The organism is Cupriavidus sp. CuC1 (assembly GCF_044627735.1).
GTDB lineage: Bacteria > Pseudomonadota > Gammaproteobacteria > Burkholderiales > Burkholderiaceae > Cupriavidus > Cupriavidus ulmosensis.
In genome coordinates this window covers 1-10,624 of the sequence record NZ_JBIUHC010000241.1, presented here as the reverse complement: position 1 = coordinate 10,624, position 10,624 = coordinate 1, and the positions used below count along the sequence as shown (strand labels likewise).

Sequence of the window (10,624 nt, the reverse complement as noted above, 5' to 3'; positions counted from 1 at the left end):
CAGGATGAATAGCTGTCCGGTGGAGATGGGTGTAGGGAGAACAGCTAGTTGTTCAAAAAATGTGGGCACACCTAAGCGCGTGCGGGAGAGGGGAGCGCGACAACGTAGATCGACCTTTGTCAGCAATCTGAGCCCGCTGGTCTGGCGGGCTTTCCCAGGCACACGGCACCAACTGCCGCGAGGCGAGACGGCTTAGGCCCCGGCAGTTGCCGGCGCAGCCTTCTTGGTATGTTTCTTATGCGACTTCTTCGCCTTCGAATCCGTCAGGTTGGCGCGCGAGCTCTTGTTTGCACCCTGGGTGTACGGGTCAAACTTGTCGCCGGCCTTGGCCCCGTCGGTATAGGGGTCGGCCTTGCCAGCTTTGGCGCCATCGGTGTACGGATCTGCCTTGCCAGCCTTGGCGCCCTGGGTGTAGGGATCGACCTTGCCGGTGCCTTGCGCCTGAGCGGCGATGGATGCTGCGCCAAGGCACAGCGCGAAAGCGGTAGCGACAATCTTCTTCATGACATTTCCTTGGAAGGCCACCGTCCGGGCAGCCGTGAAAACGCGAACATTGAGCCAACCCGACTGGCCAGCTCTCCACTAAACGAATCGTATTAAGCGTCCGTTGACTTGATATTCAAATTTCTCCCCCAAAAAATGGGGCAATTGCGGGCCGGACGTGGCCCCCCCCTTGTGCAGCCTTGGCAGACCGAAGGTTTCGGCATCGAGGCCCACATATCGACTATCGATGCCTGAACAATGCCGCCCTGCGCTCCAAGAACGCATTCATCCCCTCTTTCAGATCCTCCGTCGCAAACAGCGCATGCAACTGCCGGCGCTCGAACAGGATCCCCTCGGACAGCGATGACTCGTAGGCGCGGTTAACCGCCTCCTTCACCGCCATCATCGACGGCAATGAGAAGCCGGCAATGGTCCGCGCCACCGCCATCGCCTCGTCCATCAGCCGCTCAGCAGCCACCACCCGCGACGCAAGGCCGCTGCGCTCCGCCTCGGCCGCATCCATGTTGCGCGCCGTCATGCACATGTCCATGGCCTTCGCCTTGGAGATGGCGCGCGGCAGGCGTTGCGTGCCGCCCGCGCCGGGGATGACCGCGAGCTTCAGTTCCGGCAGGCCGAACACCGCGTTGTCCGCCGCGATCAGGATGTCGCAGGCCATGGCCAGCTCGCAGCCGCCGCCAAGCGCGTAGCCTGCCACCGCGGCGATGACCGGCTTGCGCACGTTGCGCAGCGTCTCCCAGTTGCGCGTGATGTAGTTGGACTTGAACACGTCCATATAGTCCCAGCCACGCATGGCAGCGATGTCGGCGCCGGCGGCAAAGGCCTTGTGGTTGCCGGTGATCACGATGGCGCCGATGCCGTCGTCTTCGTCGCAGGCCAGCAGTGCCAGGCCGAGCGCATCCATCAGCGCATCGTTGAGCGCGTTCATCTGCCGGGGACGATTGAGGCGGATCACGGCGACGCGGCCGACGATTTCCAGCAGGACCAGGTTCTCCTCCATCGCAGGTGTCTCTTCATGCACGCGCATTGGACTTACCCTCCCCTTGCCCGCTCTCGCGAAGTTGCTCCCGCAGCCTGAATTTCTGGATCTTGCCGGCGGGCGTCGACGGCAATGCGTCCTGCACGACCAGCCGCTCGGGGATGTACTGCGCCGCCATCTTCTGCGCTTTGAGGAAGTCCACCATCGCGGCCATGTCGAATGCGTGGCCGTCGCGCGTCACGACGAAGGCGCAGGCACGCTCGCCGAGGCGTTCGTCGGGATAGGCGACGATGGCCACCTGCGCGATGGCCGGGTGCCGGTACAGCACGGTTTCGATTTCCACCACGGGGATGTTCTCGCCGCCGCGGATGATGACGTCCTTGCTACGGCCGTCGATGCGGATGTAGCCGCGCGCGTCGATGCGGGCGAGGTCGCCGGTGTCGAACCAGCCGTCGGCGTCGGTGTCGTTCAGGTGCGCACAACGCAGGTAGCCGCCAAAGTTGGAGCAGGAGCGCACCAGCAGGCGGCCGGTGACGCCGGCCGGCAACGCCGCGCCCGCTACGTCGACCACGCGCACCGCCACGCCGGGCAACGGGCAACCGTCGGTGCTGGAGGCGCGCTCATCGTCGTCCTCGAGCCGGGTGGTGGTCACCGCGCCCATTTCCGACATGCCCCAGGCGGAGATCACCTTGGCGCCCAGCGCGCCGCGCGCCTGCTCCACCAGTGCGCCGGGGATGGGCGCGCCGGCGCACAGGAAGGCGCGCAGCGTGGGCACGGCATCGCCGGTCTCGGTGACCGTGCGGGCCAGGTCGGTGAGGAACGGCGTGGAGGCCATGGTGAAGGTGACGCCTTCCTGCCGGATCAGCGCCACGGCCTTGCGCGGCTCCCAGGTGTCCTGCAGCACCACGCTCGCGCCCAGCATGACCGGCATCATCAGGCCGTACATGAAGCCGGTCTGGTGCGCCATGGGCGAGGCCATCAGGATCACGTCGCCCGCGGCCAGGCGCAGGCGTTCGGCGTACGTGACGATGTTGGCCATGAGCGTGTTGGATGAATGCAGCACGCCCTTCGGCGCGCCGGTGGTGCCGGAGGTGTAGATGAGCTGGGTGATGTCGTCCGGGCCGGGGCGAGGGCCCGTAGCCGCGTCCTGCGTGCCGGCGCCGGCCAGCAACGTCTCGAATGCATTGGGCCCGGCGCCGCCGATCACGACCACGTGCTGCAGGTCAGGCAGCGCCTGGCGCAGGCCGTCGAACATGGCTTCGTAGTCAAACCCGCGAAAGCGCTTTGGAATCACCGCGACCTTGCTGCACGCATGCCTTAGCATGAACGACAGCTCACGCTCGCGCAGGATCGGCATCAGCGGATTGAGCACCGCGCCAAGGCGCGAGCAGGCGAGGTAGAGCGCGGTGAACTCCCACCAGTTGGGTAACTGGCAGGACACTACATCGTTGGCGCCAACGCCCAGCCTGGCGAGGCCCGCCGCGATGCGGCCGGCCCGCTCGGCCAGCTCCCGGTACGTCAGGCGCGTGGTCGCGCCGCCTTCCACCCGCAATGCGGTCAGCGCGACCTGGTCGGGGCAACGGGCCACGCAGTCGTCCAGCGCATCGTTGATGGTGCGCTCGGGCCAGAGCCCTTGCGCAACGCTGGCGGCGCGGCGCGGGGGCAGCAGGATGGCGTCGAATTCCATGGCGTGTCTCCTCGTTGTTGTCGTTTTGGTCAGGCTTGCTGTCTGGGGCTTGCTCGCTGGCGATATCAGGCCGGCACCGCTTCCCGGCCCGCGCGGGTACGCGCGATGATGGTCTTCATGATCTGCGCCGTGCCGTCGCCGATCTGGAAGCCGAGCACATCGCGCAGGCGCTGCTCCAGCGGGCCGCGGTCGTAGCCGCCGTGGCCGAACGACAGCAGGCACTGGTGCACCACGTCGTAGGCCAGCTTTGGCGCCCACCATTTGCACATCGCGGCTTCGGCCGTGTGCGCCAGGTTGCGGTCCTTCAGCCAGAGCGTCTGCAGGCACAGCAGGCGCGCTGCAGTAACCTGCGTCTCGAAATCCGCCAGCGGATGGGATACGCCCTGGAAGGCGGCCAGCGGCTTGCCGAAGGCCTGGCGCTCGGCCACGTATTCCCAGGTTTCTTCCAGGCTCGCCTTGGCCACCGCCAGCACCTGCAGGCCGATCAGCGCACGGGAGAAATCGAAGCCCTGCATCACCTGCACAAAGCCCTCGCCTTCGTTGCCGAGCAGATGGCTGACGGGCACGCGCACGTTCTCGAAGAAGATCGAGCCGCGCCCGATGGCCCGCTGGCCGTGGCAATCGAAGCGGTTGGTGGTGATGCCAGGCAGGTCCATCGGCACCAGCAGCGCCGAGACGCCGCGCGCACCCGCCGCAACAGCGCCGCTGCGCGCGAACACCACCGCGGCGTCGGCCTGGTCGGCGGCGGAGATGGAGGTCTTCTCGCCGTTGAGCACGTAGTGGTTGCCATCGCGCTCCATGCGCAGGCGCAGATTGGCCGCGTCCGAGCCGCCGCGCGGCTCGGTCAGCGCGATGGCGAACAGGGCTTCGCCCTGCGTCAGGCGCTGCAGCCACGGGCGCGCGATCTCCGGAGCCGCATGGTGCGCCAGGATCTGTCCGTTCAGCGAAGCCAGCAGGTTGATATAGGAAAGGCTCAGGTCGGCGCGGGCCACTTCTTCGTGGATCACGCCGGCCGCCAGGCAGCCCAGGCCCTGGCCGCCGTATTGCTCGGGCAGCTCGGGGGCGATAAAGCCCATCTGGCCCATTTCGCGCATCAGCGCGCGGTCAAGTTCGCGGGTGCGGTCGCGCTCCAGGAAGCCGGGCGCGATACGTTCGGTGGCGAAACGGCGGGCATGGTCGCCGAGCGCGACCAGGTCTTCGTCGAGATAGGGGTTCATGGCGTCTCCAGGATGTCTTGCCGCATGGCGCGCCGATGCGATGCGCCATGCGGCCGCGTTGCCTATGATGGCAACGGCGGCAACGGCGGCTTACTTCGCGTACTTGCGGAAATCGGGCTTGCGCTTTTCCTGGAAGGCGGTCACGCCCTCGCGCGATTCCTCGGTGTCGTAATAGAGCTTGAGCGCGTACATGCCCATGCCGGCGATGCCGCTCTGATGGGCCGTGTCCATGTTGAACGAGCGCTTGGCGATGGCCAGCGCGGTGGGGCTCTTCTCCATGATCTCGTCGCACCATTTCTGCACTTCGGCATCGAGCTGTTCATGGGGAACAACGGCGTTGACGAGGCCCATGGCGAGGGCTTCGGCGGCCGGATAGCGGCGGCACATGTACCAGATCTCCCGCGCTTTTTTCTCGCCGACAACGCGCGCCAGGAAAGCGGTGCCGTAGCCAGGATCGACCGAGCCGACCTTGGGGCCAACCTGCCCGAACACGGCCTTGTCGGAGGCGATGGTGAAGTCGCAGATCGTGCAGATGACATTGCCGCCGCCGATGGCGTAGCCTTGCACGCGGGCGATGACGGGCTTGGGCACGTCGCGGATAGCGTTGTGCAGCTCTTCCATCGGCAGGCCGATGGTGCCGCGGCCGTCGTACTGGCCTTCATGCGCGGACTGGTCGCCGCCGGTGCAGAAGGCTTTTTCGCCGGCGCCGGCGAGCACGATGGCGCCGATCTCCCGGTCGTAGCCCGCGCGGTTGATGGCATGGATCAGTTCGTCGCAGGTGCGCCCGCGAAAGGCGTTCATCTTCTCCGGGCGGTTGATGGTGATCCAGGCCGCGCCGTTGCGCACTTCGTAGAGGATGTCTTCGTAGTTCATGGTCTTTGTCTCCGTTGTCGTCGGTATCGCTGCAATCGCTCCAATTGCTGCAGTTGCATTCAGCCGTTCATGGTCAGGCCGCCCGACACGCTCAGCACCTGGCCGGTGATAAACGCCGCGTCGTCGCTGGCAAAGAACAGGATCGCGCCGGGCAGGTCCTCCGGCTGGCCGATGCGGCCCAGCGGGATCGAGCGGGTGAAGGCCTCGATCAGCTTTTCCGGGTTGCCGGCACCTTGCTTGTAATCCTCGAACAATGCGGTATCGGTCGGGCCGGGGCATACCACGTTGACGGTGATGCCGTGGCGGGCGTGCTCGCGCGCGATGGTCTTGGAGAACGCCACCAGGCCGCCCTTGCAGGCCGCGTAGACCGCCTCGCCGGACGAGCCCACCCGCGCCGCGTCGGAGGCGATGTTGACGATGCGCCCGCGCTTGCGCTCCACCATGCCGGGCAGTACCGCGTGGTGCATGTGCAGCGCGCCGGTCAGGTTGATGGCGATCAGGCGGTCCCATTGCGCCGGCTCGGTCTTGGTGAACGGCTTGAACACGTCCCAGCCTGCGTTGTTGACCAGCACATCGACGGGGCCGAGCTGGCTGGTGGTGGCCGCCACGGCGGCATCCACGCTGGCGCGGTCCGTGATGTCGCACTGGAACGCCTCGGCGCGGCCGCCGTCTTCGCGGATGCGGGCGGCTACCTGCTGCGCTGCCGCCAGGTTCAGGTCGAGCACGGCCACGGCGGCGCCCTCGCGCGCAAAGCGCCGGCAGGCTGCCCCGCCGATGCCGCCACCACCACCGGTCACGATGACCGTCTTGCCTTCAAGTCTTTGCACAGTGTTCTCCTTTCGTGGTCCAGGGTGCTATCGTGCGGCTGATGCGTCGCGCTCCAGCGGTTAAATATGTAAAGATATTGACGTATACTAGGCTGGCAGCTGGACCAATGCAAGTGTGGCTACTCAGGAATTTATGATGGTTAACCCCGATTTTGATGATGATCTTGCCCCGGCGGCACGCATGGAAATGGCAAACAGGTTGTTCTTTCGCCTGTACCAATGCGCAAATATGTTGCATAAAACGGGGTCGAGGGCGGTCGAGGCCGAAGGCCTGACGACGCAGCAGTGGGCCGTGCTGGGCGCGTTGTCGCGGCCACAGGCGGCCGATGGCATGAGCGTGGGAGACCTGGCGCGCTACCTGATGGTGAGCCGGCAGAACCTGTCGGGGCTGATCAGCCGCATGGAGCGCGACGGCCACCTGAGCATGGCGCCCGACGGGCGCGACCGGCGCTCGCGGCTGGTCACCATGACGGAGACCGGGCGCCATGTGTGGCTGCGCCTGGCCCAGCCCAAGATCCGGGATTACTACGAGCGAGCGCTGACCGATTTTTCAACCAGCGACATTACCCACACGCTGCACTACCTGCTCAAGCTGCTGGAGAACATGAAGGGGCTGGATGCCGAAGGCCCCGCGGGGGAGGATGCGCGAGAGTGAGGAGTCGCGCGTGAGGGGCGACGCAAGCCGGCTGCCAGAGCCGGCTTGCGCTATTGCGCTATTGCGCTATTGCGCTATTGCGCTATTGCGCTATTGCGCTATTACGTTATTGCACTGTGGCCTTATTCAGCCTTGATGCCGCGCGCGCGAATCAGTTCGGCCCAGCCCGCGGTTTCCTGGCGGATGCGCGTGGCGAGCGCATCGGGCGTGCCGGCAGCCGGCTCCATGCCCTGCCGCGCCAGTTCCTCACGCACAGCCTTGCCGCCGAAGACTTCGCGCACATCGGCATGGAGCGCGTCCACCACCGGGGCCGGCGTGGCGCGCGGCACCAGCAGCGCGTACCACGAGCTGACCTCGATGCCGCGCACGCCCTGCTCCGCCAGCGACGGAATCGCGGGCGCGGCGGGCGAGCGCGTGGCCTGGGTCACAGCCAGCGCGCGCAACGCGCCGGAGCGGATAAACGGCGCCAGCGTGGGCAGCGTGCCGAACAGGATCGGCACCTGCCCGCCCACCACATCGTTGAGCGCCTGCGTGGTGCCTTTGTAAGGCACATGCAGCAGCGCGATGCCGGTCTGCTGGCGGAACAGCTCGCCGGCCAGGTGCAGGCCGCTGCCTACGCCGGGGCTGGCATAGCCAAGCGGCGGATTGGCGCGCTGGGCCAGCGCCACCAGTTCCTGCACGGAGTTGGCGCGCACGGAAGGATGCACCGCCAGCACATTGGGCGAGCTCGCCAGCAGCGAGACGGGGCGGAAGTCCCGCTCCACGTTGTAGGACAGCGCCGGGAACAGCGTGGGGTTGATGGTCAGGTTGCCGGCGGGCGCCACCAGCAAGGTGCAGCCGTCGCCCGCCGCGCGGCGCACCGCGTCGATGCCGATATTGCCGTTGGCCCCGGGCTTGTTTTCCACCACCACGGTAAGCCCACGGCGCTGGTGCAAACCCTGCGCGAGCGTGCGCGCGAGCAGGTCGGCCGGGCCGGCTGCCGGAAATGGCACAACGATGCGCAGCGCGCTGCAGGCGGAGACGGGTTGCGCGGCCCGGGCCACCGGTGCCGCGCCAACCCACAGGCTGGCGAGCGCGAGGCAGGCAATGGCAGGCCCGCGCAGGGCACGCCTGATGTTGGTTTCGGACTTCGGATGTCGCACTGGGGGCCTGCTAGGGGGTTGGCGTAATGAGAGTGATCTCCTGGCTTATGTTTCATATATAAAACCAAAGATCGCTATTGAAACAAAAGGAAATATAGCCGGTCCTCTTAGGGAATGAGACTAGGGTAATCCCTTGGTTTTTGGGTGCGCAGGTATCGCGCCTACACTGAAGACGCCACCCTGTCAGGCGCACGCCGTCCATGCCGCATCCGCGGCACGCGAACACCGCTGCAACGGGGGCAAGAAAGGAGGCTGCCGTGCAAGGCTTCCAGCTCACCCTGTTCACCATCGAAAACCGCCGCCATCACGGCAAGCAGCTATCCCACTGGCTGCTGCAAATCCTGCGCGAACTGCAGATCCGCGGCGCCACGCATATGGTGGCGGCTGAAGGCATCGGCCATGACCGCCGCTTTCATACCTGGCATTTCCTGGAGCTGGCCGACCGGCCGGAGGAGATCACCGTGATTGCCACGGAGGAGGAAGTGCAGCGGCTGTTCGACCGCCTCGCCCTGGAAGACATCCAGGTGTTCTACGCCAAGACGCCGGTGGAGTTCGGCTTCCTGGGGAAAAGCAGCGCGCCAGGGGCGCAGAGCCCCTGACCTGGCCGGCAGCGCGGCCAGTGCGCCCCGTCAACCTTCGTCAATCCATGCTGGCCGCCACGCTGGTGCTGGTGCTGCCACGCAGCGTGGCCTCCGGCAAACGCGCGACCAGGAAGGGCGCCACCAGCGACACGGCGGCGCTGAGCAGGAACAAGGTGCGGAACGCCACCTCGGCCGCCGCGCGCACCGCACCCGCATCGGCCGTATCGCCGCCCACCATGGCGCGGTGGAACATGCTCATCAGGATGTCCTCGCCGCCGGCCAGCTCCGCCGCGCCCATGCCGCTGTGGCGCAGCAGCGCGATCAGCACCGTAGTCAGCACTGCCACGCCGACGGCACCGCCGAGCATGCGCGAGAAGGCGGTCAGCGCCGTGGCCACGCCTACCTGGTGCGCGGGCACCGCGTTCTGCGTGGCGACCAGCCCGCTGGGCAACTGCAGCCCGATGGCCAGGCCGAGGATCACCATCACCAGCGCGGTCAACACTACCGCATGCGGATCGACGAACGCCAGTGCGACGATCGCCAACGGCGCGACCAGCGAGCCCACCAGCTGCAGTGGCTTATAGCGGCCGCTCCAAGACATCAAGCGGCCCGAGAAGAACGCGCCGAACGGGATGGCCAGCGTCAGCGGCACCAGCCGCAGCGCGGCGGTGTCGGCCTGCACGCCGCCCACCACCTGGAAACGCAGCGGCAACAGCACGGACATGGCGATCAACTGGAAAAAGCACAGAAACAGCGTGATGCAGCAGATCGTGACCGTCGGCACGCGCAGCATGGCCAGCGGGATCATCGGATCGGCTACCCGGCGCTCCTGCCATACGAACAGCACCATGGCCACCAGCCCGGCCACCAGCAGGCCAAGCGTCTGCGGCGTGGCAGCCGACTGCCCCTGCCCGAGCCGGGTCAGGAAGACCAGCACGCCGGTCAGGCCGCCACCGAACAGCAGCGCGCCAACGTAATCGATGCGATGGCGCCGCCCGCCCGCAGGCAGGTGCTTGAGCGCGCGGCGCACCACCAGCAGCGCGATCAGCGCCAGCGGCAGGTTGATCCAGAAAATCCAGCGCCACGACAGGTAGTGCGCCAGGTAGCCACCGATCACCGGGCCCGCCATGCTGGCCACGGCCCATACCCCGCTCACATAGCCCTGGTAGCGGCCACGGTCACGCAGCGGCACCACATCGGCGATCGTGGCTTGCGACACCGAGATCAGGCCCCCCCCGCCCAGCCCTTGCAGGATGCGCGCGATGATCAGTTGTGGCATGGTCTGCGCCAGCGCGCAGGCCACCGAGGCCAGGAAGAACAGCACGATGGCAAACGACAGCACGGAGCGCCGCCCGAGCAGGTCGGACAATTTGCCGTAGATCGGCGTCACCACCGTGGAGGCCACCAGGTAGGCCGAGACCACCCAGGCCATTTCTTCAAAACCGTTGAGCTGGAGCGCGATCTCCGGCAGCACCACGGCCACGATCGATTGCTCCAGCGCCCCCAGCAGGATGGCCAGCATCAGCCCGAAGATGACCTGCATCACCGGCACCGGCGGCACCGCCGGCGGGCCGGATGCTGCGTTGCCAGTCTTGCCGGCATGGTCTGCCGCCGAGAAGGAATCGGACGTGACGGAAGCGATCGCGGTCGCTGGGGGCTGGGGGGAGGATGGCGGAGCTGAAGCTGCCGGAAACGGCGGCATGGAGACGGCGGTCATGGGCTGGAGGGAGAGAGAACGCACGGCGTGGGACATGGAGTGCAATGCCGCCGCAAACGGGCCTCATCGCTCCTGTCTGTTTTTGTATACAAGGGCGCTATTGTAGGCCTAAGCCTTCCGCCTTGCAGCCGCCCCCGGCTGGCTTGCCGGGCTCCGAACCTGAACGCTGCTGCGTCGCGCTAATGGCGACGCAGCCGGACTCAAAATGATTCCCAGTCGCCGCCTGCCACGGCCAGGCTGCCGGCAGCCGGCGTGCGCGCGGCACGGCGCGCCGCTGGCGCTGCCACCGCAACTGGCCTGGCCAGGCGGGCGGCGGGCAGCGATTTGGACGACAACACGGGCTCACGGACCTGACGCACCACCGGTGCGCGGGCCTTGCTGGGCAGCACGGGCTCGCGGCCGGTGCGCACGGTACCGGCACGCGGCGCCGCGGCGGCCGGGCGAG

Annotated in this window: 10 protein-coding genes and 1 pseudogene; 2 read left to right on the top strand and 9 right to left on the bottom strand. The window is 66.9% G+C overall.

Annotated elements, in window-relative coordinates; translation table 11 throughout:
- Window positions 1-192 precede the first annotated feature (192 nt).
- From ACGLHR_RS48430 to badH, 6 genes are all read right to left on the bottom strand, one after another.
- Window positions 193-504 carry an amino acid ABC transporter permease gene (locus ACGLHR_RS48430; protein WP_318237370.1) on the bottom strand — a complete coding sequence of 104 codons (312 nt, stop codon included), beginning with the start codon at window positions 502-504 and terminating at the stop codon, window positions 193-195.
- A 220-nt stretch (window positions 505-724) separates the two neighbouring features.
- Window positions 725-1,501: an enoyl-CoA hydratase gene (locus ACGLHR_RS48425; protein WP_400102850.1), complete on the bottom strand. Its 777-nt coding sequence runs from the start codon at window positions 1,499-1,501 to the stop codon at window positions 725-727.
- Window positions 1,502-1,514: 13 nt separating this feature from the next.
- Window positions 1,515-3,167, bottom strand: coding sequence for a cyclohexanecarboxylate-CoA ligase (gene aliA / locus ACGLHR_RS48420; RefSeq protein ID WP_400102848.1), 1,653 nt, complete (start codon window positions 3,165-3,167; stop codon window positions 1,515-1,517).
- 65 nt (window positions 3,168-3,232) lie between these two features.
- Complete coding sequence (gene aliB / locus ACGLHR_RS48415; RefSeq protein ID WP_400102847.1) at window positions 3,233-4,384, bottom strand: cyclohexanecarboxyl-CoA dehydrogenase; 1,152 nt, start codon at window positions 4,382-4,384, stop codon at window positions 3,233-3,235.
- Between the two features lie 90 nt (window positions 4,385-4,474).
- Window positions 4,475-5,257 carry a 2-ketocyclohexanecarboxyl-CoA hydrolase gene (gene badI, locus ACGLHR_RS48410; protein WP_400102846.1) on the bottom strand — a complete coding sequence of 261 codons (783 nt, stop codon included), beginning with the start codon at window positions 5,255-5,257 and terminating at the stop codon, window positions 4,475-4,477.
- 59 nt (window positions 5,258-5,316) lie between these two features.
- Window positions 5,317-6,084, bottom strand: coding sequence for a 2-hydroxycyclohexanecarboxyl-CoA dehydrogenase (gene badH / locus ACGLHR_RS48405; protein WP_318234079.1), 768 nt, complete (start codon window positions 6,082-6,084; stop codon window positions 5,317-5,319).
- A gap of 136 nt (window positions 6,085-6,220) precedes the next feature.
- Here badH and ACGLHR_RS48400 point away from each other — a divergent pair, with 136 nt between their 5' ends.
- A complete protein-coding gene (locus ACGLHR_RS48400) occupies window positions 6,221-6,739 on the top strand; it encodes a MarR family winged helix-turn-helix transcriptional regulator (protein ID WP_400102845.1) in 519 nt (172 codons plus the stop codon).
- A 122-nt stretch (window positions 6,740-6,861) separates the two neighbouring features.
- Here ACGLHR_RS48400 and ACGLHR_RS48395 read toward each other — a convergent pair whose 3' ends face one another.
- The gene (locus ACGLHR_RS48395) at window positions 6,862-7,881 is read right to left on the bottom strand and encodes a Bug family tripartite tricarboxylate transporter substrate binding protein (RefSeq protein ID WP_400102844.1); all 1,020 of its coding nucleotides are present in this window, start codon (window positions 7,879-7,881) and stop codon (window positions 6,862-6,864) included.
- Between the two features lie 257 nt (window positions 7,882-8,138).
- Between ACGLHR_RS48395 and ACGLHR_RS48390 the strand changes: the two genes are divergently transcribed.
- On the top strand, window positions 8,139-8,480 hold the full coding sequence (locus ACGLHR_RS48390; RefSeq protein WP_318234077.1) for a DUF190 domain-containing protein: 342 nt from the start codon (window positions 8,139-8,141) through the stop codon (window positions 8,478-8,480).
- Window positions 8,481-8,520: 40 nt separating this feature from the next.
- On the opposite strand, the gene ACGLHR_RS48385 is transcribed toward ACGLHR_RS48390, so the two are convergent.
- Complete coding sequence (locus ACGLHR_RS48385) at window positions 8,521-10,005, bottom strand: MDR family MFS transporter (protein WP_400102849.1); 1,485 nt, start codon at window positions 10,003-10,005, stop codon at window positions 8,521-8,523.
- A gap of 374 nt (window positions 10,006-10,379) precedes the next feature.
- Window positions 10,380-10,624: pseudogene (locus ACGLHR_RS48380) on the bottom strand (histidine kinase); the annotation flags it as partial.